This window comes from Acinetobacter sp. ANC 5600, assembly GCF_002018395.1.
GTDB classification, from domain to species: Bacteria; Pseudomonadota; Gammaproteobacteria; order Pseudomonadales; family Moraxellaceae; genus Acinetobacter; species Acinetobacter amyesii.
This window is the reverse complement of record NZ_MVKW01000003.1, coordinates 304739-330912: the sequence shown is the minus strand read 5'-3', so window position 1 is coordinate 330912 and position 26174 is coordinate 304739. Positions and strand designations below refer to the sequence as shown.

Genomic DNA, 26174 nt, shown 5'->3' with positions numbered 1-26174 from the left:
CATGCCTTTTTTATGGGGAAAATTTACAAAAAAATAGAGGGACATTATGTTTGAAGTTCGTTTAGCAGAACGCCAAATGATTTTATTTGATCTGGATGGAACGCTAGTCGATTCAGCATCTGACTTACATCGTGCGATGAATATGAGTTTAAATGCGTTGCAATTACCGTTGGTCACAGAAGCGCAGGTGCGAAACTGGATTGGGAAAGGAACTTCATTGTTTTGTCATAGCGTACTTGAATACTTGACCGGGAAGGTGGATGCCGCACAGCACCATCTTTTACTGGAAACTTTTCTAAAGATTTACAATGCAGATCCTTGTGTCTTGACGCAGCCCTTTGATGGCATTCTAGCGTTCTTGGATTGGGCAAAAGCAGAACAGAAAATTCTGATTTGTGTGACCAATAAACCAGAGCAACCGGCACGCAGTATTGTGCAGGCACTAGGTATGCATGAATACTTTGATGATGTGATTGGCGGAGATCGTTTTGAAGAGCGTAAACCACATCCCAAGCAGCTAGAGTATTGTGCGGAGCATTATGCCTTGCCGAAACAGCAAATTTTGATGGTGGGTGATTCTGTCAATGATGTAGAGGCAGCACGTCGTGCGGGTATTGATTGTATTGTGGTCAGCTATGGCTATAATCATGGTGAAAATATTCGAGATTGTCAGCCGCAGCACGTGGTTGATAACTTAAAAGAATTATTGGGTTGAAATAAGTAGGGTTAAGGAAGTGAAAATGAGCAAGTGTGTAGTATTTCGATGGCGTCACTCAATCAGCATGAGAAGAAATTAACTGAAATTGACCACGCGAAATATAGAGAAACCCAAATGACTACACAAACTCAATTTGAACAACTGAAAACTGCTGGATATAACTTGATTCCAGTATATCGTCAGCGCTTGGCGGATACAGAAACTCCACTTTCTGTCTTTGCGCGATTAAAACAACATAAACAAGCCTATTTATTTGAATCTGTAGAGGGTGGCGAAAACTGGGCGCGTTACTCCATTATTGGCTTGGGCGAGTCCACCGTATTTTCGTGTAATGAAGGGCAGTTGACCGTTCAACATGCTGATGGCTCGGTTGAAAAACAACAATGTGCTGACCCATTTCAATACATTCGTGACTTCCAAGCACAATATAAAGTGCCTACACAGCAAGATTTGCCAGCGTTGCCGAGCTTTACCGGTGGATTGGTTGGATACTTTGGTTATGATGCTGTACGTTATATCGAACCAAAGCTCAATAACGTTCCAGAAGCTGACCCGGTCGGGATTCCGGATATTTGGATGATGCTATCAAAAACCGTCATCGTCTTTGATAACCTTAAGGATACCTTATTCTTAATTGTGCATGCCGATGTAAATGATGCTGAGGCCTATACCAAGGCGCAGCAGCAATTGGATGAGCTAGAAGAACTTTTGGCAACCCCAATTGCACTCAAAGCAAATAAGCATACTGCACCACAGTTTGAATCCATCACTGGACATGACAACTTTATTGACTCTATTGCGAAAGTAAAAGAGTACATTAAGGCCGGTGATGTGATGCAGGTTGTGCCGGGCCATCGTATGGTATCCGATTTTGATGGTGAGCCTTTGCAGGTCTATCGTGCACTACGTCACCTCAATCCATCGCCATATTTGTTCTTGGTGCAAGGGCAGACACTAGAAAATGACATTCCTTTTCATATCGTCGGTTCATCACCTGAAATTTTGTCCCGTTTAGAAAATGGTGTGGCAACAGTTCGTCCTTTGGCGGGAACGCGACCACGGGGTAAAACAAAAGAAGAAGATTTAGCGCTAGAAAAAGATTTGCTATCTGATGAAAAAGAAATTGCAGAGCATTTGATGTTGATCGATTTGGGGCGAAATGATGTTGGACGCGTTTCTAAAATCGGTAAAGTTCACGTGACTGATCAAATGGTGATCGAACGTTATTCGCATGTCATGCACATTGTGTCAAATGTGCAAGGTGAAGTACGTGATGATGTCGATGCTTTGGATGTTTTTAAGGCAACATTCCCTGCGGGTACGCTTTCAGGCGCACCAAAAATCCGTGCTATGGAAATTATTGACGAAGTTGAACCAGTAAAACGTGGAATTTTTGGTGGTGCTGTTGGTTATTTAGGCTGGCATGGCGAAATGGACATGTCGATTGCGATTCGTACCTGTGTAATTCGTGAAAATAAGGTCTATGTTCAAGCTGGAGCAGGGGTGGTGTACGACTCAAATCCTGAATCAGAGTGGAATGAAACCCAAATAAAAGCTCGCGCAGTGATCAAAGCGGTTGAATTATCATCAAATGGATTGATTTTATGAGTTTTTCACGTTTTTTTTAGAAAAAACACTTGCAAGGATTTCAAGATTTGCTAAACTGCACACCGTTCCGATACGAAACGTACGAAACACTAGGAAACGCCGGCATAGCTCAGTTGGTAGAGCAACTGACTTGTAATCAGTAGGTCCACAGTTCGAATCCGTGTGCCGGCACCATCTTAGAAAGTTTGAGAGTGAGTAGAAAGAACAACACTGAAGTAAGTGTAAAATGGTGAGGTTCCCGAGCGGTCAAAGGGGGCGGACTGTAACTCCGCTACGAAAGTTTCGAAGGTTCGAATCCTTCCCTCACCACCAATTTTAAGACTTCAATAAGTGGTTTGTACCAACATCGTGCGGGAGTAGCTCAGTTGGTAGAGCGGTAGCCTTCCAAGCTACATGTCGCGAGTTCGACCCTCGTCTCCCGCTCCATATCTATTGAAGTGCTTATATTTGCTCTTATAGCTCAGTGGTAGAGCACTCCCTTGGTAAGGGAGAGGTCTCGAGTTCAAATCTCGATAAGAGCTCCAGATTTTACAGTTTAGCAACTTTAAATGTTGCGCAAGATTCCAGAAGCAGGCTTTTTAGTCTGCTTTTCAAGTATTGGGTGTTTATTTTTTTAGGCGATATGTCGGAGCTGGGTTTTACTCAGAATTGTGTTCGACGTAAACGAGGAAGAAAAGCATGGCTAAGGCTAAGTTTGAACGTAATAAGCCGCACGTTAACGTGGGCACAATCGGTCACGTTGACCATGGTAAAACGACTTTAACAGCTGCGATTGCAACTGTGTGTGCAAAAAAATTCGGTGGTGAAGCGAAAGATTACGCTGCAATCGACTCTGCACCAGAAGAAAAAGCACGTGGTATTACAATTAATACTTCACACGTAGAATACGATTCTCCAATCCGTCACTACGCTCACGTAGACTGCCCAGGTCACGCCGATTATGTTAAAAACATGATTACTGGTGCTGCGCAAATGGATGGTGCGATCCTTGTTTGTGCTGCGACTGATGGTCCAATGCCACAAACTCGTGAACACATCCTGCTTTCTCGTCAGGTAGGTGTACCTTAYATCGTTGTATTCTTAAACAAATGCGACCTTGTTGACGACGAAGAACTTCTTGAATTAGTAGAAATGGAAGTTCGTGAACTTCTTTCTACTTATGACTTCCCAGGCGACGACACTCCAGTAATCCGTGGTTCTGCTCTTGCAGCGCTTAATGGTGAAGCTGGTCAATACGGCGAAGATGCTGTAGTTGCTCTTGTTGAAGCTCTTGACTCTTACATCCCAGAACCAGAACGTGCTATCGACCAAGCATTCCTTATGCCAATCGAAGACGTATTCTCAATTTCAGGTCGTGGTACAGTAGTAACTGGCCGTGTTGAAACTGGTATCGTGAAAGTAGGCGAAGAAGTTGAAATCGTTGGTATTAAAGATACAGTTAAAACAACTGTAACTGGCGTAGAAATGTTCCGTAAACTTCTTGACGAAGGTCGTGCGGGCGAGAACTGTGGTGTTCTTCTACGTGGTACTAAACGTGAAGACGTTCAACGTGGTCAAGTACTTGCTAAACCAGGTACAATCAAACCGCATACTAAATTCGACGCAGAAGTATACGTACTTTCTAAAGACGAAGGTGGCCGTCATACTCCATTCCTTAACGGTTACCGTCCACAGTTCTACTTCCGTACAACTGACGTAACTGGTGCGATCTCGCTTAAAGAAGGCGTTGAAATGGTTATGCCTGGTGACAACGTAGAAATGTCAGTAGAATTAATCCACCCAATCGCAATGGACGCTGGCTTACGCTTCGCGATCCGTGAAGGTGGTCGTACAGTTGGTGCGGGTGTAGTTTCTAAAGTAACTGCATAATCACTAAATGTGTGTAAAAAAGCGCCTCTTTGAGGCGCTTTTTTTTATGCTTATTCAATGTGATAGGGAAATTGTCTGACAATATTTTTTAAAGCTGTCCTTTAGTGATAATTCACTGTCCTTAACTGAAATAATTACGCTTCAATAAAACCGTAATATGAACTCAAGAAAACCAATAAAAGTTTGAGTATTTCATAACTCAAAAAGGAGTTAGGCATGAACGCTAAAGTAAAGATTACTAATCGAGCAGGTGCAAGTTTCCCTGTACGTCGCATGAATTTTGATTTTGATGCGGTACCAGAGTACTGGATGAATGGCTCAGCAGGTTTGACACATTTTATGACCGCATTGTCTGCTTTATTTCCCGCGGGTGAAATGTTCTTTATTGATAGTGTGCGTGCAGTACGTAAACACCCCGCGATCGCAAATAATGAAGCCCTACAAAAAGAAATTAGTGCTTTCATTGGTCAAGAAGCAATGCATACGCAAGAGCATGAGGGTTTTAATGCTTCTGCACAAAAATACGGTCATGATGTCGAAACACTTGATAAGGCAACGGGTCGTGTTATCCAAGGTGTGCGTAAAGTCTTTGCACGTATTGGTAAACCTGTTGGTATTACTCAAGAAATGGTGGATCTTACTGCAACTACGGCACTTGAGCATTTCACTGCAACGATTGCTTCACAGTTATTGGTAAACCCACATATTCAAGCCTTAATGACTGATGAAACCATGAAAAATATGTGGTTATGGCATGCGATTGAAGAAAATGAGCATAAAGCCGTAGCTTATGATGTATTTGAAGGTGTCTTTGGTCAGGGAATAAAGGCCTACGCACTCCGTACAGGTTCATTGATTGGCGCAATGGTGACTTTATTCTTCGTACAAAGTTATTTTGTCGCTCGTTTATTAAAAGAAGATAACAAGCTTAATTTTGAAGCATTAAAAGATATTTATACCTATGGTTATAGCCCTTCAAAAGGCATCATCACTGGTATGGGTAAAGAAATGCTGATGTATTTTAAACCAGGTTTTCACCCGAATGATTTAGATACTTCAGGTTTGTTAAAAACGTGGAAAGCATATTTGGGTCTCTAATCACAGCGCTTTGGTGACTTTTTTAGAAGGGCGATGTAAATCGCTCTTTTTTTTATTCAACTTTATAGACAAACTTTTTATAATGCGCATACCCTAGCTATAGAAAGATAAACGAAGATGATTCGTTTGATGCAAGACGCTGATGTCCAGCAGGTTTACGATATCGAGCGCCGTGTACAAAGCCATCCTTGGACCATAAAACAATTTCAAGAATCGATTGCTGCCTATCAAAGTACGGTGATTGAGCGACAAGGAAAAGTTGTAGGTTTTTGCATTTTACAACCCGTTTTAGATGAAGCAAATTTATTGTTAATGGCGATCGATCCGAGCCAGCAAGGCAAAGGATTAGGTTTTCAATTACTCGATGACTCTATTGCTTTACTCAAAAATAACCCCATTCAAATCTTCTTAGAAGTGCGAGAAGGTAATCAACCAGCGATCCGTTTATATGAAAAAGCGGATTTTCATCAAATCGATTTGCGAAAGAATTATTATCCAAATGCCGATGGAACTCGTGAGCACGCCATTATTATGGTGAAGACTTGTGGTGATGATTTTGCAGCTTTATTTAAATAAAAGCGGTGAAGAGTGATCAAATTTAAAGAAAGCATCCGTGAATAAACGGATGCTATTTTATTGAATATCTTTTGTTTGATCCCTTTTATTTAATAATAGGATTGTTCCAGCCGGAAGGTAAGGTGGTCATCAGGGAATCCCCCAGTTGGCTAATTTCTTCTTGGGTCAGTGGTCGGTTGAGTCGACGCCATTGTCCATCAAGCAGAAGTTCCAGTGGAATGTACTGAGATTTATAATTCATTTTTTGCGAATCGGGCACCCAATAGCCCAAGTAAACATATTGCAGTCCAAGCTTTTGTGCATGCTCAATTTGTTTCAGAATGGCAAAAGTACCTAGTGAGCGACGGCTTTCATCAGGATCAAAAAAGGTATATACCGCTGAAATACCATCATCGAGTGGATCACAGGTAGATACACTGATCAGTTGCTCATCCAACCACAGCTCTAAAAAGAAACTGTCAGTGCAGCTATTGATTAAAAATTTTTCAAATTGATCTTGGCTGGGTGGGTACATATCACCATCAGCATGCCGCTCATTAATGTAGCGTTCGTACAGGGCATAATGCTTTGCATCGGCATCTTGAGGGCGGCTAATTTTCACCGTTAAATCTTGATTCCGTTTCCACGCTTTTTTTTGCACGCTGTTCATTTGAAATTCATGAACAGGAACGCGAGAGGACAGACATTGGCGACAAAGATGACATTCAGGGCGGTAGACAAAATCCCCACTACGACGAAAACCCATGCGGGAAAGTTCAGATAACGTGACCACATCAATACGATGGACAGGATCAAGAAAGACCATCCGGGCAGATTTATTTTCTAAGTAGCTACAATCATGCGGAGGCGTGATGTAGTACTGTAATTCGTTCAACAGGGACTTCGGTTGATAGGAATTCATCGTAATATCCCTCTTTTATTGTCATGCGCTGAGACTTGCCCATTGCGCTATTGTTTTACTTGAAAATACACTGTCCTGATACTTTTTCCAATCGATAGAGGGTTGTTTAACAACATCTTGTAACGAATTAAGGTATTGTTGGCGAGAAAGTGTACTCGCACCTAAGCTTAAGAGGTGATCGTTGACTAATTGGCAATCAATCCATGGTAGTTGATTCTCTTGCCCGATGAGCATTAAGGTGTAAAACGCCATTTTAGAGACATCTGTTCGTGTACTAAACATAGACTCGCCAAAGCAGCCATGACCAATATTAACGCCATAGAGGCCACCGACAACGATCTCGTTTTCCCAAACTTCAATGCTATAAGCATAGCCTGCGTCAAACAGCGCAGAATATCCCTGAATAATATCTTCTGAAATCCATGTTTCATTGGCATAACTACGCGGCAGTGAACATGAGCGAATCACAGTTTCAAACGCATGATTAATGGTGATCTTATAGTCCATTTTTTTCATGCTGCGTAATAACGATTTGCTCGGATGATAGTCCTGCGGTTGAATAATGCAGCGGGGTTCAGGACACCACCAACAAATCGGATCACCTTCACTGAACCATGGGAAAAGACCGTGACTATAGGCTTCAAACAGTGTGGAAGGGGAAAGGTCAGCACCGATGCAAATTAAGCCTTCACCTTCGGGATCGCATTCAACTGGATCGGGGAAAGTAAATTCAGAAGGAGGGAGTATCGGCATGCCAAGCTTCTTATTGAGGTACACGGATATTTATCATACATAAAAAAGCCGACCATCAGGTCGACTAATTTTTAAAACTATTTAGCTAAGCAAATGACTTAAGCAAAAGATTATTCGCCGAGTGCATCAAGGTATTTTTCAGCATCGAGTGCAGCCATACAGCCTGAACCTGCAGAAGTAATCGCTTGACGGTAGATACTATCGGCAATATCACCCGCAGCAAATACACCCGGAATAGACGTTTGTGTTGCGTTACCCGCTGTGCCACTTTGAACTTGGATGTAGCCGTCACGTAAGTTTAATTGGCCTTCAAAAATACCGCTGTTTGGTTTGTGACCAATAGCCACAAACATACCAGTGACATCAACATTTTGAGTTGAATCATCTTGCGTAGATTTAATACGTACAGAAGTCACACCCGTCGTATCACCAATCACTTCATCCACTTGGTGATTCCAGATGATGCTGATTTTACCTTCTTTTTCTTTTGCAAAAAGATGATCTTGCAGAATTTTCTCTGATCGTAAAGTGTCGCGACGGTGTACAAGAGTGACACGAGAAGCAATGTTTGAAAGATAAAGCGCTTCTTCCACAGCAGTATTACCGCCGCCGACAACCATAACTTTTTGGTTTTTGTAGAAGAAGCCGTCACATGTTGCACATGCACTCACGCCTTGACCCATGAAAGCAGCTTCTGATTCAAGACCTAAATATTGTGCAGTTGCACCTGTACAAATAATCAATGCATCACAAGTAAACTCTTCCATATCGCCTTTAAGCACGAACGGACGAACATTGAGGTCCACTTCGTTGATATGGTCATACACAATTTCTGTACCAAAACGTTCAGCATGAGCTTGCATTTGTTCCATTAGGGCTGGGCCTGTTAAACCTTCTGCACCACCTGGCCAGTTGTCTACTTCTGTCGTTGTAGTCAATTGACCGCCTAATTGAATACCTGCGATGAGTGTCGGTTTCAGGTTCGCACGGGCAGCGTATACCGCAGCGCTATAACCTGCAGGACCAGAACCTAAAATAATTAGACGTGAGTGACGAGCGCTCATCCGTAGAATCCTTTTTTTATATGATAATTTGTGGAATTATACGTCAAAGTTTGAAACGATTGTGTGAGATTAAAGTCGATATTATTGATCATCAAAATCGTTTTGAGCTATATACAATAAAGTTAACAACTATACTTAAATTATCTTGCATCTTTTTTATTGAACAGGTGCATAATAACAGGTTTAGATTCAGCCCATTTTTGTTGTGGGTAATGACAAAAACATTCATGAAGAATTGGTTACAGGAACGTATATGACAGCGGTGTCGGGTGCATATGCACAGCGCTTAATAATGACATTATTCCTTGTTTCATTTGGGATATATCTGTTCCTTGCAACAGTCACATATACGCCATTTGATCCGGGATGGATGCATTTATCCAGTGATACTCAGCAAGTTTCAAATGCCAGCGGCGTCGCGGGCGCATGGATAGCTGACTTACTCTATGGATTTTTAGGTTGGGCAAGTCTGCTGATACCTGTCTATTTATTTCTCGAAGCAATTCAAGTCTGGTGGCCACGTAGTTTTCTAAACCGTCCATTTCGCTATGCCGCTCAGTTCTTTATTTTACTGGCAACTTCAAGTTTACTTTTCCTGTTTTGGAATGTTCCCGAAGATACTTTAGAAAATGCATCGGGCGGGATTATTGGTTATGAACTGGGTCAAAGTCTTGAACAAATTTTAACGGTCTATGGTGCAGCAGTATTTCTCATTGCATTTTGGATCATGTTGTTCACTTTGGCCTTTGGTATCAAGTGGAATAAGACATGGGCAACCATGAAATCGACACCTGCTTATCTCCAAGATTTGTTCTATCGCAATGTGCCTGAAGGCGACACCGCATTTGACCGTACAGTACCAACGACTAAAAAAGAGAGTGCTGCTGCGCATGCATCAAAAGTGGTTGCACCAGTTACACCCGCCCATGAGCATCATGCTGTAGAGGTTGACCCTGTAGTACGCGATCGTGTTGCTGAGCGTTTATTTGATGATATTGCTGATAAAGAATGGGCAGACAAAGAAGGCAATGTACAGCATTTATCTACGGTAGATTCGATGGAGACTGCTACACCATCCGATGATGATTTTGAACATACTTTGGCGAAAGTGCGTCAGTTTGAGCAAGATCAACAACGTGTTGTTGCGACAGGAGAGGTTTGGCGTGCCTTGCATTCAAATGATGACCAAAGGCATAAACAAGATATTGATGCTTTACTGAAAGCTGCAGAAGAAGAGCAGCCTGCCAATCAAACTGAATATTTCAATAAAGCAGCAGATGTGCATTTGACTTCTCCGACAGAAGCGGCGCCGGCAGCTAAAAAATCTGTGGATTGGGATGATGATGAGATCTTCGATGAGCTGTTAGCCGCTGTTCCAAATGGTAAAACAGCGACTGATGTGCATAGCCCATTTAATACAGCACAAAGTGAAAGTCCTGCAACGCATTCAAATGAATTTGCTACAGGTGCTGCTGCAACCGTTGCAGGTTTAGGCGTAGCTGCTGCACAGATTGCACCGCTGAGCACACCGAAAAATATCAGTGTTGAAACCGAATTTAATGATCTCGATGATTTGCTGGTTGAAGAAGCAGAGCGAGTGATAGAACAGGTACAGCCAGTTCGTACAACCAGTAGTTATGCGCAATCTACGCCTTTGGTTCGTGCTGAAATCAATACACAGCCGCAGACTTTTGTATCTGATGATGAAAAAGCCTTAATCAGCTCGAATAAAGATGCTTTCCGTGAAGTGTGGCAAGAAACAGCGGGCAAACCTGAAGACGTCGATTTAGATCTCGAAGATGATTTTGACTTTGATGCACCTTTAACTGATGCTTCTGGTCGTCCAATGTCACGTGCGATGCAAGTGGCACAAAAACGCTTGGATTTACCGACTTTGCCAGGCTTGGAAATATTAGATCCGGTTGATCCGAATAAGAAAGTCAATTTCACTGCAGAGCAATTGTCTCGCTTGTCTGAACTTTTAGAAATTAAACTGCAAGAGTTTAATGTCAAAGCCAAAGTTGTAGAGGCACAGCCGGGGCCAGTCGTAACACGTTTTGAACTTGATTTGGCACCTGGTGTGAAAGCGTCTAAAGTCACCAATATTTCACGTGACTTGGCGCGTTCGATGTCTATGGCTTCTGTACGTGTGGTGGAAGTTATTCCGGGTAAACCGTATATCGGGATTGAAGTCCCAAATAGTTCACGTGAAATGGTTCGTCTTATTGAGCTGTTAGAAACGCCGGCATACCGTGATCCAAATGCCTTGCTTAGTATGGCGATGGGTAAAGATATTTCCGGTAATCCTGTCTTGGCAGATTTGGCGAAAGCACCGCATATGTTGGTGGCAGGTACTACAGGTTCTGGTAAGTCAGTCGCTGTCAATGCCATGTTGCTATCGATGTTGTTGAAATATACACCTGAGCAACTGCGACTCATCATGATTGACCCAAAACAGTTGGAACTTGCTAACTATAACGATATTCCACATTTATTAACGCCTGTTGTAACCGACATGAAAGATGCAGTGAGTGCATTGAATTGGTGTGTGAATGAAATGGAGCGTCGTTATAAGCTAATGTCTTTGATGAAAGTGCGTAAGCTGACTGACTTTAACCGCAAAATTGAAGAAGCAATGGCCAATGGTGAAGATCTGATCGATCCAACTTGGAAGCCAGATGACTCTGCAACGCAAAGTCGTGCGCCACGTTTACAGCCGATGCCGTTGATCGTAATTGTTGCCGACGAATTTGCCGATATGATCATGCAAGTGGGTAAAAAAGCTGAAGAAATGATTACCCGTCTTGCACAAAAATCACGTGCGGCAGGGATTCATTTGCTGTTGGCGACACAGCGTCCAACCGTAGATGTGGTGACAGGTTTGATCAAAGCCAATATTCCAACCCGTGCTGCGTTACGTGTGAACAGTAAACTGGATTCACGTACTATCTTAGATGCTGGTGGTGCGGAAGACTTACTGGGTCATGGTGATATGTTATTCCTCGGACCGGGTAAAATTGAACCTGAACGAGTACATGGCGCGTTTATTTCAGACGATGAAGTGAACCGTATTTGTGATGCATGGCGAGAGCGCGGTGAACCGAATTATGTCGATGAGATCCTCACGCCTTATGATGAAGAGCCGACATCTCGCGGTTTTGAAGATGGTGATGGTGGATCAGACCGTGACGCGCTGTATGATCAATGTGTTAGTTTCGTTTTGGAAACACGTAAAGCATCGACTTCATCTTTACAGCGTAAATTCAGTCTCGGCTATAACCGTGCTGCACGGATTATTGATCAGATGGAAGAAAATGGCATCGTCAGTGGGATGGGGCCAAATGGTAAACGAGATATCTTGGTCTAAGTCCTAAAACAAAAAACCTGCTTCGGCAGGTTTTTTTATTTTTAGATTGAGAACTCTTCTTGGTAGAACATGGACTGGGCCAGTTCGATAAAGGCTTTGCAGGCAGGGCTCATGAGTTTTTGATTTTTTACGGCGAGTCCAATTTGCCGTTGGGTATTTGGAAAGAGTGGACGTTTGACCACATGTGGATGTAGCGCCAACAGCTCAGCAGGCATCGCCATATCTGCAACGATAGCAATCCCTTCCTGTAAATTAACCATATTTAAAATGGTTAACAGTTGCGACATTTGATAGGTGATTTTAGGTTGTATGTGGTGTTGTTTAAGCAGTTTTTCGACATGGGACTGGCTGCCCGCACGGGTCATAATAAAGGGGTAATTTTGCAGGTCTTGGATATTTAAATGACTGTGTTTGGAAACTGAATAACTATCTGGAATCAAGGCAATGAAAATGTCTTGAATTAACGGGAAGGTGAACAGCTGCGGCTTAGGGAGTACGGCAAAACCCACATCAATCTGACGTTCAGAAATCCAACGAGACACTTCTGCATCGGTACCTTCTTCGACATAGATCTCAATGTGCGGATAGCGCTCTCTATATGCCTTTAATAGCTCTGGAAGCAGATGAATCGAACTAGAAGAACCAAAAGAGCCAATTCTCAGCGTTCCTTGTTGAATACCATGTGCGGCATGCACTTCTTGTTGCATGATTTGTGCCGTATTGATGATTTCTTTGGCATGCAGCAATAACTGCTGACCAATGTGGGTCAGGCTAATTTCGCCTTGTTCACGGCTAAATAAGCTGACATTCCAATGTTGCTCTAAACACTTTAGGGCATGAGAGACAGCTGACTGAGTAATTCCCAGCTGTCGAGCAGCGAGAGTAAAGCTTTGTTGTTCTGCGACTTTAATAAAGATTTCAAGCTGAGAAAATGTCATTGCCATGAGTAATTACTCATTTTGTTATGAGTCTAGATGAGGATTATATTGTGCTACATAAATGGTTAAAGATGAAATAGCTACTTTATTTCAAGGCGTACAGCATGAATATCGTCGTCGCATTGTTTCCCCTCGTTGCATTAATCGCGATGGGCTATGTGCTTAAATACACACAGTTTGTTCAGGATGAATTTTGGGCAAATTCAGAAAAACTCAATTACTACGTTTTATTTCCTGTGCTGCTTTTTTTGAATGTATCAGCCGTGCAATTGGATATGAACACGGTTTCACGAATGTTGACAGTACTGGTTGCGGGCACCAGTTTGATCAGCATTGTGTTGTGGGGGATCAAGCAGTTTATGCATATCCCCGTGCAGCGTTTTGGCGTGTATATCCAAAGTCATATCCGTTTTAATACCTATATTGGTTTATCTCTTATGGGCGCTTTATTTGGCTCTACAGGCATGCAGATGTTTGCCATGTTAATTGCCGTTGCAGTGCCCTTAGTTAATATTATTTCAGTATTGGCCTTTTCAAATTTAAGCCTGAAGCAATTGGGGCAGACCTGTCAGTCCATCGCAAAAAATCCCTTAATTTTAGGCTGTGTGGCAGGGGTATTGTTTAATTTATCAGGCTTGAGTCTATTTAAAGGCTTACCTGAATTCTTAAAAATATTGGCAGCCATGAGTTTACCGCTCGGACTACTTTCCGTTGGGGCAGCATTACAGTTTCAGCAAATGCGCGCCGATATACGTCGTTTAAGTTTAAATACGATAGGGCGTCTCATGTTAATGCCATGTATTGCTTATCTATTGAGTACTTGGATGGGTTTGACTGATTTTGAGCGGATGATTTTAGTGGTCTTTTTTACTTTGCCGACTGCATCATCGTCTTATATTTTGACACGCTATTATCAGGGTGATTCACAACTGATGGCGGCCATTATTAGTGTACAAACCATTGGTTTTGGCTTGATGTTTCCATCGCTCATGTTGATCGTGCATTGATCATGATGAAATACTATCACGCTGATTTTAAATCAGATAAAAAAAGCCCGCATGATGCGGGCTTTTTTTTGTTACTCGAAATTAAGCAAATTTTGCCAATACTTCGAGGAAACCTGCGCTTTGACGTGGGTATTGAGCAATCACGTCATGAATACGCTGACCTTCAGGATTAGTTGCGTTCACATCACGGCCATCGGCAACGAATTGAGTCAAAAGACGCTCATAGTCATTTGGACGCATATGTTTGAAAGCATGGTAAAGCACGTGAAAGTCGCCATTCACTCCTTCAGGAGGAAGCTGAGTAAGGTAGGCAAAAACACGCTCATCTGACCATTCTTCGTTGAACGTTGCTGGCTGAGATAATGCCATCGCAATCTCCTTGCTGATTTAAAATACAAAAAAGGCAAAAATGAGTACGCAAGTAAAATGGTTTTATTCGCCATCTCTAAGTTAAGCGACTCATTTTATGGTTGGATCAAAAGTTATTTTTTATCCCGTTTACTCGAAGCAAAGCTTTTGATCTAACAAAGGAATAAAACTAATCCAGCCCACTCGAAGCAAAGCTTCTCATCTTGCGGCTGGGTAAAGCAGCGCTTTACTGATCCAGCCTCACATTTTGCCTTGATTCAATTTACTTGGCTAATCAGAATTCAGATTAACGTTCTTCAGGCAAATTGATATTCATTTCAAGCATTTCAATATTCGCTTCAGAACGAACAGACATTTGAATATGTTGCTCATCTACACCACGAACATAGCGGTTTACCACTTGCATGATTTCTTTTTTCATCATGTCAATCTTATCTTGGCTGAGGCGTTTACCTAAACCATTTTCAGATGCCACGATGACTTTTAAACGGTCTTTTGCCGTTTGTGCGCTTGACGGTTTCTCGTCGCTGCTAAAAAGTTTGCTCCAGAATCCTGCCATGATTACGCTCCAAATAGACGTGCTAACCAACCCTTAGGTTTTACCGTAATATGACGGTAAGGGCGCTCTTCACCAAGGAAACGTGCAACAAGGTCATCATACGCTTGGCCAGCCGCTTCTTCTGTAAACAGAATCACTGGTTTACCTTCGTTTGATGCTTGTAGAACGCTTTTACATTCAGGAATAACACCTAAAGTCGGTACGCGTAAAATATCTTTTGAAATGTCATCAATCGTCAACATCTCTTGCTTATCCGCACGTTCTGGATTGAAACGTGTAATACAGAGATGCTTACGGATACGACCTTCGTTTTGTTCTACTTTTTTGGTTTTGCTGTCGAGCATACCAATAATACGGTCAGAGTCACGTACCGAAGAAATTTCTGGGTTCGTCACAATGATCGCTTCATCAGCATGATACATTGCTAAAATTGCACCACGTTCAATACCCGCAGGTGAGTCACAAATAATGTAATCGAACTCTTGAGAAAGTTCGTCCATCACACGTGCTACACCTTCATCTGTTAACGCGTCTTTATCACGTGTTTGAGATGCTGGCAAAATGTAGAGATTTTCAATATCTTTATCGCGAATAAGCGCTTGTTGTAATCGAGCTTCGTTATTCAATACGTTTACAAAGTCATATACAACGCGGCGTTCACAGCCCATGATCAAGTCAAGGTTACGTAAACCCACATCAAAGTCGATCACAACAGTTTTGTGGCCGCGAAGGGCTAAACCTGTTGCAAAAGATGCGCTTGTAGTTGTTTTACCTACGCCACCTTTACCTGATGTTACGACAACAATTTTCGCCACCGAATCCACTCCTGTTATGGTTTAAATCCCCTTTTTTAATTAGGGGTTTGGTGATTATTTATACATTAAAATTGCAAAGCTTCAAATACTAGCTCTTGCTGGTCATTCAAATAAATATGTACTGGCTGTTTGACCACATGAGGTGGAATGTCATCAGCGACACAGTAAGTCCCTGCAATTGAAACCAATTCAGCTTCTAATGAATGGCAGAAAATACGTGCAGCCGTGTTCCCACCAGCTCCGGCAATGACTCTACCACGAGCACTACCATAAATATGTATATTTCCTGAAGCAATGACTTCCGAACCGCTATTAATACCAGCATTAATAATGATATCGCCATGGTCTTGGACTAAACATTGACCTGTACGCAAGATTTCATTGTGATACGACGTAGCATGACGAATGGTCGGTACTTCGACTGCAGCAATTTTATCTTCGGTTTTTTCTTCTGCAGGCGCGGGCTCTTCAACCACTTGTTCGCGTGTCGGTTTAACTTGTTGTAATTTACGATCCGCAGGAACTACGGGAAATTGGATGGCACGTGCTTGGTCCGATAGCGGACCTTCAGTGACACCAATCGGTTGAATTTCAATACTAATGAGTAGTTGAATCAGTGCAATTAGTTCTTGATCAACCGTACTTTCAATCACGGCTAATGTTCCGGGTGGAAAAGCCTTTTGGAACATTGGAGTAAGTTGCTGGCGGATCGCATCATGATCATTGGTATCGAGGTGAATGCGAATCGCATTGACCATTTTGCCTTTTATCCGTATATCAGCCATATTGAATCCTTGAGACTTCTAACTATTACTTTTGTGCCGAAGTAGTTATGTTGTAAATAGAGCAAATCCTAGAACAATTTGCATGAATACTCTAGCGGAGTTCGCAATTATTTTTGACTAAGTGTTTATTCTGTAGCTTGGTCCTGCTCCTGCATAATCTGCTGCCACTGTTTTACTTTCACTTGCTTACGAATAGCTTCTAGACTTTCAAAAACCGCAGAGCGAACCAACTCATCCAGCTGGGCATTATTTTCGATTTCAATACGGCTAACACGCTGTGAAATGTCTAAATATAGATTGGGTTTCTGAGCCGTCGATGTATTGGGATAAGCCAACGGGGAAATTAAACCTTGGGTAATATTTTCACCCAAACGTTGCCCGATACTTTGAATCTGCTGTTCAATGCGGCTGCCAACGATTGGCACTAAGCGCAATAGCTGCGTGAGTTCTGGGGTGTCTTCGATGGCCTGACTGACGATTTGTCCGACATTTTTGGCGATCAATTCACGTTCAGCACGGAGTTCTTTGCTTAAATTTTCTTGCAAAATTTCGGCCAAGACTTGGGTAAATAATTCGCGGTGATGCTGAACGACATTGCTAATCAAATCTTTATGTGTGGTACTGGTGTTTAACTCATGTCTAACTCCATCGAGTACGGTGAGTACCACTCGATCAGACAATTCTTCCATCACCACACGATAATAAAACAAAGCTTTCTTTTGCCATGCCGATGGCACAATCTGATAACCCATTTCATAAAGTCGATAGGCAATCACGCCCGCGCGAAATAAACGCAGGAAACGTAAATGCGGCACAATGGCTAAAATTTCGTACCAATGTATAAACGGGAAGAAGAACCAGCGCTGATGGTGCTTGTTGATAATAGCAATCGCCCAGCGCACCAACAATTCTACAATCAAAAAGATAATAAACCACGCTTCGGTGGTAATCACCCATGGATGCAAATGTTCACGGTAAAAACTCAGCACATCGGGCAGGTGGATACTGTTAAAGAACCAACTACCAAGATTGCTCATGAGGAAAAAGTTCATGCACAGGCAGAACAAGTTAAAAACAATAATAAACACCATGAATATGTCATAAATCAAAAACAGTTTGAATGACCAACTGTTTGGATTGACATGATGATATTTAGATTTCTTGTTTTGCGGCATGCTGTTCTGCGACATAAAACTTCTTCTTAATTATTCAGTAACTGAGTATTTAGCTTTCATACGAGTAATGAGTTGGTCTTTCTCCGTCCACAGCTCATCTACCCAATGCTGAAATTTTTCACGGAATTCTGCATCATCTTCATAGTTGCCGCCATACACCCACGTTGGAATTTCAATTTTACGTAAATCCACGGCGATACGCGGAACTTCACCGAGCCAAAATTCGCCATAAGCTGGTGCACCATTTGGATAGACGATGGTCATATCTACGAGAGCATCAACTTGATCCCCTAAAATATTGAGTGCTAGTGCTAAACCACCCGCTTTCGGCTTAAGAAGGTTTTGATACGGTGATTGCTGCTGCGCATGTTTTTCAGGGGTGAAGCGAGTGCCTTCCAAATAGTTCAGCAGGGTAAAAGGCTGGCTCAATAACTGTTCACAAGATTTACGCGCTTCTTCCATATCTCGATATTTAAGTTCAGGATTTTTCGCGATTTGTTCTTTGCTGTGTCGTTTCATCATTGGAAAGCCTAAAATTTTAAAAGCTTGTCCAACAAATGGAATGAAAATGAGTTCCCATTTGGTAAAGAAACGCGTCAGTGGCATACGGGTTAAACCAAAATATTGGTTAACTGTTGTATCGACCCAACTCTGATGGTTACAGGTCATGAGATAGCGACCCTGCAAATTTAAGTCGAGGCCTTCATCGATGGTGATATCCCATTTTGTGTTGGGTAAAACGTGATCAATTAACCAGTTGTTGACCGTGAGCCAACTGTTGGTAATTTTTATATTGGTTTCATCAACCTTTTTTGATTTTTTAAAGAGTTTGGTTAGACCAAGGGCAAGTACAGGAGGACCATGGAAAAAAGTACTGCCTGTCATAACTGAACCGACGGTAAGTCCTTTGCTAATTTTTTTTAGTGTCGGTTGCTTATTTGTTTGAGATGACATATAAAAAGTCCTAGCGGAAATTGTCCAAATAATGATTTATTCTAATAAATATAGTTCGAGTTGATTAAATAAAAAAGGGCATCTGCAGAACTGTGAAGAAATTGTGATGGAATTAACAAATAAATCTCGTATTCATATTACAAATTGTAACTAAACGTTTTATTATTAACAAAAAATCAATGGTTCAGCCATTTGTTTTACTTCATCATTTCAACCATACAACAAAACACAAAGAAGGAGGCATGCAATGCGTGCACTAGTAATTTCGGCAGTAGTTGGGGCAATGGCACTTACTGGTTGTCAAAACATGGAATATGACAAAGCAGCAATCGGTACTGGTCTAGGTGCTCTTTTAGGCGCTGGTATTGCTTATTCTAATGCTGATAAAGACAAAATGGGTCAAGCAGCTGCAATTGGTGCTGTAGTTGGTGGTGGTGCAGGTCTTCTTCTTGATAAGAAAGAAAAACGTCTTAAACAAGAATTGGCTGGTACTGGTGTTGACGTAGGTCGTAATCCAGATGGTTCGATCAACCTTGTTATGCCATCAGTAACTTTCGCAACTAACTCTTCAACTATTCAATCTCAGTTCCAATCTGCATTGAATGATGTTGCTAAAGTATTGCGTGAAGACGGTACTGCAAACAAACTTGCAATCGTTGTACATGGTCACACAGATAACACTGGTACTGATGCGATCAACAACCCACTTTCTCAAAACCGTGCAAACTCAGTGAAAAACTACCTAGCGTCTCAAGGTATTTCTTCAACTCGTATTACTGCACGTGGTTACGGTTCAACTTCTCCAGTAGCGGATAACTCAACTGCTGCAGGTCGTGAACAAAACCGTCGCGTAGAAATCTCAGTTTACGAAACTAAATAAGTTTTAGTTCGAAACGAAAGGCCACCCTCGGGTGGCTTTTTTTATGGCATTTTTAATGACCGATAAAATACATTTTGCATTAGGCAAGATCGTTTCAGATGACTATAATCATCCTCGAATTAATAAGAGGAAAGACTATGTCACTGGCAAGTCAGTTGAACGACAAGCAACTTGAAGCAATGAAATACACTCAAGGACCCTTGTTAGTACTTGCAGGGGCAGGTTCAGGCAAAACATCGGTGATTACCCGTAAAATTGCCTATTTGGTGAAGCATTGTGGTATTCCTGCGCACCGTATCACCGCGATGACCTTTACCAACAAAGCTGCGCGTGAAATGAAAGAGCGTGTGACGAAGCTGATGAGCCGTGAAGAGGCAAAAGGGCTGTCGGTTTCTACATTCCATAACTTCGGGCTAAACATGCTCCGTTTGGAATTAAAAAATACACCGCTAAAAAATAACTTTTCAATTTTAGATGCAGATGACTGCAAACGCATTTTGATGGACTTAATGCATCGCGACAATTTATCCGGTGCAGAAAGTAAAGAGCTGATTGCCAAAGCCATGAAAATGATTTCAGATTGGAAAAACGATCTGATTCCACCTGAGCAAGCGCATACCACCTGTGAAACAGCAGAAGACGTTCAGTTTGCACATCTGTATCAACTGTATGAGCGTAATTTACGTGCCTACAATGCTGTGGATTTTGATGATTTGATTGTCATGCCGACGCGCTTATTACAAGAAAATGCAGAAGTGCGTGATCGTTGGCAGAATCGAATCCGCTATTTATTGGTCGACGAATATCAAGATACCAACACCGCGCAATATATTTTGGTGAAATTACTCGTGGGTGTCATGGGACAGTTCACCGCGGTAGGTGATGATGACCAATCGATTTATGCATGGCGTGGTGCTAAGCCTGAGAACATGGCTTTATTGAAGGAAGATTTCCGTAATCTGAAAGTGATTAAGCTTGAGCAAAACTATCGCTCGACCAGTCGTATTTTAAAAGCTGCCAATACAGTTATTGGCAATAACCCACATATTTTCGATAAAAAGCTTTGGTCAGATAAAGGCCATGGTGAAGTGATCCGCGTGATTACTTGTCGTAATGACGATGATGAATCAGAACGCGTCGTAAAAGACTTGATTACGCACAAGCTGATGAACGGTAAAAATTGGAAAGACTACGCCATTTTATACCGTGGTAATTTCCAAGCGCGTGCTCTAGAGACACAGCTACGCCAAATGCAGATCCCGTATAAATTATCGGGTGGTCAGTCTTTCTTCGCTCGTGCTGAAATTAAGGACTTGATGAGCTACTTACGTTTGATCATCAACCCTGAAGATGACAGTGCATTTTTACGAATTATCAATACGCCAAAACGTGCGATTGGTCCTGTGACTTTGGAAAAGCTTGGCTTATTTGCGCAGGAAAGTAATTTATCCTTACTCAGTGCGGCAGGTGACCAGCGCTTAAGCATGGCGATTCCGAAAAAAGCCACAACCCAATTGGCCGAATTTGCGGACTTTATTTCGACCTTTACTCGTGAATTATTAGAAGATGATGAACCTGTTCCGATCATTCGTCGCATGATGATTGAAGCAGGTTATATCGACTATGTTAAAGAATCTGCAGCTACTCCTGCGCAGGAAAAAACCAAACTGGATAATATTGAAGTGCTATATAGCAGTATTCAAAGTTTGATAAACCGCGCTGAAGATGTAGATGAAAAGAACATTGAAAGTGTGATTCGTAAAATGGTGCTGCTCGATATGTTAGAACAGCAACAAGAAGAAGAAGACACCGATAAAGTCAATTTGTTAACACTTCATGCGTCGAAAGGTCTGGAATTTCCATTCGTTTATTTGATTGGTCTGGAAGAAGAAATTCTACCGCATAAAAATTCCATTGCTGCCGACACGGTCGAGGAAGAACGACGTTTGATGTACGTGGGGATTACTCGTGCACGTCAAGGCTTAACCATGACTCTAGCAGAGCAACGTAAAGCCGGTGGTCAAATGCGACAAATGACACCAAGCCGTTTCTTGGACGAACTGCCACAAGATGAATTGGAGTGGTTAGGGCGCAAGAAAAAGCTGGCTGGGGATATCGATCCTAAACAGCAAGCACAGCATTATTTAGAAAATTTACGCGCGCTGATTAAGCGTTAAAGCTTAATGCGTAGAATATTTTATTTATTTTTTTGAAATTCGTTTTATTGAAACAGGAATGAACCATGAAAGTTCAAGTTAAAGTTCTCGACACACGTTTAGGTACGGAATGGCCAATGCCAACTTATGCAACAGCAGGTTCGGCAGGTCTAGATCTCCGTGCATGTGTAGAAGAAACCACCGTAATTGAACCGGGTCAAACTGTTCTGGTAAAAACAGGCCTATCGATTTATATCGAAGATACGCAGTATGCAGGTTTAATTCTGCCACGTTCAGGCTTAGGTCATAAACACGGAATCGTGTTGGGTAACTTGGTTGGTTTGATTGATTCAGATTACCAAGGTGAATTGATGGTATCTGTTTGGAACCGTAGCCAAACTGCATTTAGCCTAGAGCCGGGTGAGCGTTTAGCACAATATGTTTTAGTGCCAGTTGTACAAGCTCAGTTTGATATTGTAGATGAGTTTGAAGCCACTGAACGTGGTGCAGGCGGTTTTGGTCATACAGGTAAAAACTAATCAGCGCGAGACTTTTGATCCAGTGTGTTGACAAGTAAATGCCTACAATCAAGTAGCTAATAAAAAACCATCCTCGTGATGGTTTTTATTTATATCATTTTATTTAAATTTTAATTTATTCAAATTCAAATCTATATTTAGAGTATTTTGGATCTTATAAGGATTTTTAATTCTGATGAGTTTACTTGGTTTATATTTTAGGGGTGAGGGTAAAGAATAATTAGAATTTTGTGTATTGGTTTAAATTTGATCGATTTACTATATTTATACACATTTGAATAAATAATCAAAAATATTTGAAAAGTAAAATATTTAAGATTAAATGATAATTTGATATTTTTATTAACGTAAGATATTGATTTAATTTTAAAAATAAATTATTGGATAAATGCGAGTGTAATTTTTAGATCAGTATTTAAATATTATTAATTGATTGTTAACTAAATTTGTTATAAAAAAAGCTACACTTTTTTTCAGGATTTTATCCTTTAATTAAAAGCTTAAATTCTCAATAGAATTTTAGATTTTTTAATTAATAAAGATGTAATTAGAAGAACATAGTATGGGTTCACTGTTTAGTCACTTTCCGCAACATATTTTTCGTGCATATGACATTCGCGGGAAAATATCGCTCTTAAATGCTGATTTAGTTCAGTCAATTGCTTGTGGCTTAGTCAAACAATATTTAGATGCAGGGCAAAAGAGACTTGCCATTGGCTATGATGCGCGTTTAACCAGTCCAACCTATGCAAAAATAATTCAAAAAGTCTGCCATGAGGCTGGCCTTGAAGCGGAAATTATTGGCTGCTGCTCAAGCCCGATGTTGTATTTTATTGCGGGACAATTTCAAGGCAATGGCATTATGGTGACGGCGAGCCATAATCCTAAATCAGATAATGGTATCAAGTGGATTATCAAAGGTGAGCCACCTTGTCCGGAGATGATTCAACACGTTGCAGTCGAAGCACGAAATTGTTTTTCATCGGAACGTGTGCATTTGATGACTGAACTTGAGCCACACGAAATCAAGCCTGAATATTGTTTGGCCTATCAGAAATTTATTTTAGATGACATACATTTACAGCAACCACTTAAAGTTGTGATCGATGGCATGCATGGTTCAGCTGGGCATTGTGCAGCCTTATTATTAAATAAATTAGGCTGTGAAGTTTTGGCATTACGTTGCCAAGCTGATGGACATTTCCCTGATCATGCTCCAGATCCATCACAGCTAAAACATTTAACTCACCTTCGCCAAGCCATACAGTTGCAAAAGGCTGATATTGGTATTGCTTTAGATGGTGATGGTGATCGTTTAGTACTGATTGATGAAACTAGCAAAGTGGTTTCTGCAGATCGATTATTGTGTTTATTTGCTGAAATTTGTTTGACTCAAAAACCACATGTAGAAGTGGTATTTGATGTGAAATGTTCAACAATGATTCGAGATACCGTGTGCGATTTAGATGCGCAGCCTGTCATGATTCGAACGGGCAGTAGTTTCTTGCGAAAATATATTTCCCAATCTAAAGGCAAAGCGGTTTTTGGCGGAGAGTACGCAGGGCATTATGTTTTTAATGACGGCCGCGGCGGCGGTTATGACGATGGTCTATATGCTGCACTAAGAGTTATAGAATATATTCAGGCTCAAGGACTGACATTGTCAGAAGCTTTGGCGAAATATCCGGAGCGCTTTAGTACCGAAGATTTATATGTCAGTACACATCAGCATGATCCAGCGGAAGTTTTAACGCAGGTTGAAGCCAATTCTGCGCGAATTCCAGCACAAATCAGTAAAATTGATGGAATACGCCTTGATTTTGATGATGGATTTGGCATCATTCGAGCATCGAATACAGGTGAGTATTTCACTTTACGCTTTGATGCCAATTCATCAGCACGCTTAAAAGAAATACGAGATCTGTTTGTTTCTATGTTAGTTGAGCACTATCCAGACATTGCTCATGACATTCCAGATGCTCAATAAGGAGAGGCAAATGCCACATCAACATACTGGCATCGACAAAGCACAAATCCTGACGGAAGCTTTGCCGTATATTCAACGTTTTGCGGGTAAGACGCTGGTAGTGAAGTATGGTGGTAATGCCATGACCGATCCTGAGCTTGAGAGCTCATTTGCACGTGATATCGTGCTGCTGAAAACGGTTGGTTTAAACCCGATTGTGGTGCATGGCGGTGGTCCACAAGTCGATTCATTCCTCAAACAATTAGGCCGTGAGTCTGATCGTATCGACGGTATGCGCGTGACTGATCCTGCAACGATGGAAGTTGTTGAGATGGTTTTGGGCGGCAGCGTGAACAAATCGATTGTGAACTTAATCAATAAACACGGTGGCCGTGCGATTGGTTTAACCGGTAAAGATGGTAATTTGATCCGTGCGCAAAAATTATTGATGGAAAAAACTGCCGAAGATGGTTCAGTAAAACAGATTGATTTAGGTCTAGTTGGCGAAGTGGTTGGTGTGAAAACTGACGTACTTGAAATGTTTACCCAAAGCGATTTTATTCCTGTGATTGCACCATTAGGTGTAGACGAAGACGGCAATACCTATAACATCAATGCTGACTTGGTTGCAGGTAAAGTGGCGGAAGCATTGGGTGCGGAAAAGCTAATTTTATTGACCAATATCACGGGTGTTTTAGACGAAAATAAAAATCTGCTGACTGGGTTAACCACCCAAGAAGTCGATCGTTTGATTGAAACTGGCGTGATCTATGGCGGCATGATTCCGAAAGTTGGCTGTGCATTAGATGCAGTCAAAGGTGGCGTAATCAGCGCGCATATTGTTGATGGTCGTGTACCTCATGCAACATTACTTGAAATCTTTACGGATCATGGTGTGGGTACATTAATCACCAATCGAACCAATGTGAAAAAAGCTTAAGATACTTAGCATTTTTTGATATAAAAAAGCCTCTTTTGAGGCTTTTTTATTATTTATCAGTTGGCTAAGTGAGATTTGAAAAGATCAAATAATGTATTTGCCCTGTTGGATTATAAAAACTCTTATAATGGCGCCGATTTTAGATTTACAACAACTAAAACTGTCATGCACAATAGAGAAATCATAGATTTACTGCAGAAATGATCGATATGTGCCAGCTGCTCGGAATGAATTGTGCGACTCCTACCGATATTACTTTTTCGTTTCGGGGATTTTCGCAGCGAGCAGGAATTACCTCAGATCATTGTGATGGCTTTGGTATCGCTTTTTTTGAAGATAAAGCATGTCGTTTATTTGTCGACAATCAATCTGCTGTAGAGTCTCCGATTGCCGAGCTGATCCGAAACTATCCGATTAAATCTCGCAATGTGATTGCACACATTCGTAAAGCGACACAAGGCAAAATTAATCTTGAAAACTCACATCCATTTAGTCGTGAATTGTGGGGCAGACAGTGGATTTTTGCGCATAATGGCGACCTACATGGCTTTCAGCCTGAGCTCACGGGGCGCTTCAGCCCTGTTGGCAATACCGACAGTGAATTGGCCTTTTGCTATTTGCTCGAGCAAATGGTGAAACGTTTTGGTTATACCGAACCTACACTCGATCAGGTGTTTGATCTGTTATTAGAAATTTCTCCGAAAATTGCAGAACATGGCACCTTTAATTTTTGTTTGTCGAATGGGCAGGCGCTATTTAGTTATGCGATTACCAAGCTGCATTGGCTGGTTCGAGAGTTCCCATTTCAGCCTGCACAGTTGATTGATATTGATGTTGAAGTCGATTTTAGTGAAGTCACCACGCCTGAAGACCGTGTTGCCGTGATTACCACGGAACCCTTAACGCAAAATGAAGTTTGGACAGCATTTGAGCCGGGTGAAATGATTTTATTTCAACATGGTCGTCCAATACGTGCTGCAAAGACGGTTGTTGAACGTTTAGAACGTGAGTGGCTGGACCCATCTTTAAAACGTGTCACACGTGCAGATCAGTATTAATTTTGAATGAAAGATATTCATTATAAAAATGAATATCTTACACTTTATTGAATTAGGCGTATTTTATAAGATATTGAAT

General features: G+C 41.5%; 23 protein-coding genes and 4 tRNA genes. 17 read left to right on the top strand and 10 right to left on the bottom strand.

Features of this window, described 5'->3' with window-relative positions:
* Positions 1–46: 46 nt before the first annotated feature.
* From gph to rimI, 9 genes are all read left to right on the top strand, one after another.
* Complete coding sequence (gph, locus tag B1201_RS08425) at positions 47–715, top strand: phosphoglycolate phosphatase (RefSeq protein WP_078193118.1); 669 nt, start codon at positions 47–49, stop codon at positions 713–715.
* A 117-nt stretch (positions 716–832) separates the two neighbouring features.
* Positions 833–2326, top strand: a complete 1494-nt coding sequence (gene trpE / locus B1201_RS08420; RefSeq protein ID WP_078193306.1) for an anthranilate synthase component I — start codon at positions 833–835, stop codon at positions 2324–2326.
* A gap of 98 nt (positions 2327–2424) precedes the next feature.
* A tRNA-Thr gene (locus B1201_RS08415) sits at positions 2425–2500 on the top strand.
* A gap of 54 nt (positions 2501–2554) precedes the next feature.
* Positions 2555–2638: transfer RNA gene (locus B1201_RS08410), tRNA-Tyr, on the top strand.
* Positions 2639–2676: 38 nt separating this feature from the next.
* Positions 2677–2752: transfer RNA gene (locus B1201_RS08405), tRNA-Gly, on the top strand.
* 23 nt (positions 2753–2775) lie between these two features.
* A tRNA-Thr gene (locus B1201_RS08400) sits at positions 2776–2850 on the top strand.
* 154 nt (positions 2851–3004) lie between these two features.
* Positions 3005–4195, top strand: coding sequence for an elongation factor Tu (gene tuf / locus B1201_RS08395; protein ID WP_078193117.1), 1191 nt, complete (start codon positions 3005–3007; stop codon positions 4193–4195).
* 216 nt (positions 4196–4411) lie between these two features.
* Positions 4412–5293: a metal-dependent hydrolase gene (locus tag B1201_RS08390; RefSeq protein ID WP_078193116.1), complete on the top strand. Its 882-nt coding sequence runs from the start codon at positions 4412–4414 to the stop codon at positions 5291–5293.
* A 117-nt stretch (positions 5294–5410) separates the two neighbouring features.
* A complete protein-coding gene (rimI, locus tag B1201_RS08385) occupies positions 5411–5869 on the top strand; it encodes a ribosomal protein S18-alanine N-acetyltransferase (RefSeq protein ID WP_078193115.1) in 459 nt (152 codons plus the stop codon).
* An 85-nt stretch (positions 5870–5954) separates the two neighbouring features.
* Here rimI and B1201_RS08380 read toward each other — a convergent pair whose 3' ends face one another.
* From B1201_RS08380 to trxB, 3 genes are all read right to left on the bottom strand, one after another.
* On the bottom strand, positions 5955–6770 hold the full coding sequence (locus B1201_RS08380) for an arginyltransferase (protein ID WP_078190044.1): 816 nt from the start codon (positions 6768–6770) through the stop codon (positions 5955–5957).
* A gap of 21 nt (positions 6771–6791) precedes the next feature.
* Entirely contained in the window at positions 6792–7523 is a 732-nt protein-coding gene (aat, locus tag B1201_RS08375; RefSeq protein WP_078193114.1) for a leucyl/phenylalanyl-tRNA--protein transferase, read from the bottom strand.
* A 110-nt stretch (positions 7524–7633) separates the two neighbouring features.
* The gene (trxB, locus tag B1201_RS08370) at positions 7634–8587 is read right to left on the bottom strand and encodes a thioredoxin-disulfide reductase (protein ID WP_078193113.1); all 954 of its coding nucleotides are present in this window, start codon (positions 8585–8587) and stop codon (positions 7634–7636) included.
* A gap of 253 nt (positions 8588–8840) precedes the next feature.
* Here trxB and B1201_RS08365 point away from each other — a divergent pair, with 253 nt between their 5' ends.
* A complete protein-coding gene (locus B1201_RS08365; protein WP_078193112.1) occupies positions 8841–11954 on the top strand; it encodes a DNA translocase FtsK in 3114 nt (1037 codons plus the stop codon).
* A gap of 41 nt (positions 11955–11995) precedes the next feature.
* Here B1201_RS08365 and B1201_RS08360 read toward each other — a convergent pair whose 3' ends face one another.
* Positions 11996–12892 (bottom strand): LysR family transcriptional regulator, encoded by an 897-nt coding sequence (locus B1201_RS08360; protein WP_078193305.1) that lies wholly within the window; start codon positions 12890–12892, stop codon positions 11996–11998.
* A 104-nt stretch (positions 12893–12996) separates the two neighbouring features.
* On the opposite strand from B1201_RS08360, the gene B1201_RS08355 reads away from it, so the two are divergent.
* Positions 12997–13899: an AEC family transporter gene (locus B1201_RS08355; RefSeq protein ID WP_078193111.1), complete on the top strand. Its 903-nt coding sequence runs from the start codon at positions 12997–12999 to the stop codon at positions 13897–13899.
* A gap of 81 nt (positions 13900–13980) precedes the next feature.
* On the opposite strand, the gene B1201_RS08350 is transcribed toward B1201_RS08355, so the two are convergent.
* The 6 genes from B1201_RS08350 to B1201_RS08325 form a co-directional block, all read right to left on the bottom strand.
* Positions 13981–14268 (bottom strand): PA4642 family protein, encoded by a 288-nt coding sequence (locus B1201_RS08350; RefSeq protein ID WP_067766167.1) that lies wholly within the window; start codon positions 14266–14268, stop codon positions 13981–13983.
* A 286-nt stretch (positions 14269–14554) separates the two neighbouring features.
* Positions 14555–14827 carry a cell division topological specificity factor MinE gene (gene minE / locus B1201_RS08345; protein ID WP_078190039.1) on the bottom strand — a complete coding sequence of 91 codons (273 nt, stop codon included), beginning with the start codon at positions 14825–14827 and terminating at the stop codon, positions 14555–14557.
* Positions 14828–14829: 2 nt separating this feature from the next.
* Positions 14830–15642, bottom strand: coding sequence for a septum site-determining protein MinD (gene minD / locus B1201_RS08340; RefSeq protein WP_067670152.1), 813 nt, complete (start codon positions 15640–15642; stop codon positions 14830–14832).
* A gap of 65 nt (positions 15643–15707) precedes the next feature.
* On the bottom strand, positions 15708–16427 hold the full coding sequence (gene minC / locus B1201_RS08335) for a septum site-determining protein MinC (protein ID WP_078193110.1): 720 nt from the start codon (positions 16425–16427) through the stop codon (positions 15708–15710).
* A gap of 125 nt (positions 16428–16552) precedes the next feature.
* Positions 16553–17617 (bottom strand): preprotein translocase subunit SecA, encoded by a 1065-nt coding sequence (locus tag B1201_RS08330; RefSeq protein WP_373684743.1) that lies wholly within the window; start codon positions 17615–17617, stop codon positions 16553–16555.
* Positions 17618–17632: 15 nt separating this feature from the next.
* Complete coding sequence (locus B1201_RS08325) at positions 17633–18556, bottom strand: acyltransferase (protein ID WP_078193109.1); 924 nt, start codon at positions 18554–18556, stop codon at positions 17633–17635.
* 247 nt (positions 18557–18803) lie between these two features.
* On the opposite strand from B1201_RS08325, the gene B1201_RS08320 reads away from it, so the two are divergent.
* The 6 genes from B1201_RS08320 (at position 18804) to B1201_RS08295 (ending at position 26095) form a co-directional block, all read left to right on the top strand.
* Positions 18804–19436, top strand: coding sequence for an OmpA family protein (locus tag B1201_RS08320; RefSeq protein WP_078193108.1), 633 nt, complete (start codon positions 18804–18806; stop codon positions 19434–19436).
* 137 nt (positions 19437–19573) lie between these two features.
* Entirely contained in the window at positions 19574–21613 is a 2040-nt protein-coding gene (locus tag B1201_RS08315) for a UvrD-helicase domain-containing protein (protein WP_078193107.1), read from the top strand.
* A gap of 65 nt (positions 21614–21678) precedes the next feature.
* Positions 21679–22131, top strand: coding sequence for a dUTP diphosphatase (dut, locus tag B1201_RS08310; RefSeq protein WP_078193106.1), 453 nt, complete (start codon positions 21679–21681; stop codon positions 22129–22131).
* A 562-nt stretch (positions 22132–22693) separates the two neighbouring features.
* Positions 22694–24118, top strand: coding sequence for a phosphomannomutase/phosphoglucomutase (locus B1201_RS08305; RefSeq protein WP_078193105.1), 1425 nt, complete (start codon positions 22694–22696; stop codon positions 24116–24118).
* Positions 24119–24128: 10 nt separating this feature from the next.
* Positions 24129–25037 (top strand): acetylglutamate kinase, encoded by a 909-nt coding sequence (gene argB, locus B1201_RS08300; protein WP_078190033.1) that lies wholly within the window; start codon positions 24129–24131, stop codon positions 25035–25037.
* 209 nt (positions 25038–25246) lie between these two features.
* Positions 25247–26095: a class II glutamine amidotransferase gene (locus tag B1201_RS08295; protein WP_078193303.1), complete on the top strand. Its 849-nt coding sequence runs from the start codon at positions 25247–25249 to the stop codon at positions 26093–26095.
* The last annotated feature ends 79 nt before the right edge of the window (positions 26096–26174 follow it).

Bases quoted from the DNA above. Each gene is read 5' to 3' on its own strand.
- B1201_RS08365 (WP_078193112.1), top strand. From the start codon at position 8,841: ATGACAGCGGTGTCGGGTGCATATGCACAGCGCTTAATAATGACATTA.
- minC (WP_078193110.1), bottom strand. From the start codon at position 16,427: ATGGCTGATATACGGATAAAAGGCAAAATGGTCAATGCGATTCGCATT.
- B1201_RS08305 (WP_078193105.1), top strand. From the start codon at position 22,694: ATGGGTTCACTGTTTAGTCACTTTCCGCAACATATTTTTCGTGCATAT.
- B1201_RS08315 (WP_078193107.1), top strand. From the start codon at position 19,574: ATGTCACTGGCAAGTCAGTTGAACGACAAGCAACTTGAAGCAATGAAA.
- B1201_RS08325 (WP_078193109.1), bottom strand. From the start codon at position 18,556: ATGTCATCTCAAACAAATAAGCAACCGACACTAAAAAAAATTAGCAAA.
- trxB (WP_078193113.1), bottom strand. From the start codon at position 8,587: ATGAGCGCTCGTCACTCACGTCTAATTATTTTAGGTTCTGGTCCTGCA.
- B1201_RS08390 (WP_078193116.1), top strand. From the start codon at position 4,412: ATGAACGCTAAAGTAAAGATTACTAATCGAGCAGGTGCAAGTTTCCCT.
- B1201_RS08360 (WP_078193305.1), bottom strand. From the start codon at position 12,892: ATGACATTTTCTCAGCTTGAAATCTTTATTAAAGTCGCAGAACAACAA.
- aat (WP_078193114.1), bottom strand. From the start codon at position 7,523: ATGCCGATACTCCCTCCTTCTGAATTTACTTTCCCCGATCCAGTTGAA.
- B1201_RS08295 (WP_078193303.1), top strand. From the start codon at position 25,247: ATGTGCCAGCTGCTCGGAATGAATTGTGCGACTCCTACCGATATTACT.
- B1201_RS08350 (WP_067766167.1), bottom strand. From the start codon at position 14,268: ATGGCATTATCTCAGCCAGCAACGTTCAACGAAGAATGGTCAGATGAG.
- minE (WP_078190039.1), bottom strand. From the start codon at position 14,827: ATGGCAGGATTCTGGAGCAAACTTTTTAGCAGCGACGAGAAACCGTCA.
- gph (WP_078193118.1), top strand. From the start codon at position 47: ATGTTTGAAGTTCGTTTAGCAGAACGCCAAATGATTTTATTTGATCTG.
- B1201_RS08320 (WP_078193108.1), top strand. From the start codon at position 18,804: ATGCGTGCACTAGTAATTTCGGCAGTAGTTGGGGCAATGGCACTTACT.
- B1201_RS08330 (WP_373684743.1), bottom strand. From the start codon at position 17,617: ATGTCGCAGAACAGCATGCCGCAAAACAAGAAATCTAAATATCATCAT.
- dut (WP_078193106.1), top strand. From the start codon at position 21,679: ATGAAAGTTCAAGTTAAAGTTCTCGACACACGTTTAGGTACGGAATGG.
- argB (WP_078190033.1), top strand. From the start codon at position 24,129: ATGCCACATCAACATACTGGCATCGACAAAGCACAAATCCTGACGGAA.
- rimI (WP_078193115.1), top strand. From the start codon at position 5,411: ATGATTCGTTTGATGCAAGACGCTGATGTCCAGCAGGTTTACGATATC.
- trpE (WP_078193306.1), top strand. From the start codon at position 833: ATGACTACACAAACTCAATTTGAACAACTGAAAACTGCTGGATATAAC.
- B1201_RS08380 (WP_078190044.1), bottom strand. From the start codon at position 6,770: ATGAATTCCTATCAACCGAAGTCCCTGTTGAACGAATTACAGTACTAC.
- B1201_RS08355 (WP_078193111.1), top strand. From the start codon at position 12,997: ATGAATATCGTCGTCGCATTGTTTCCCCTCGTTGCATTAATCGCGATG.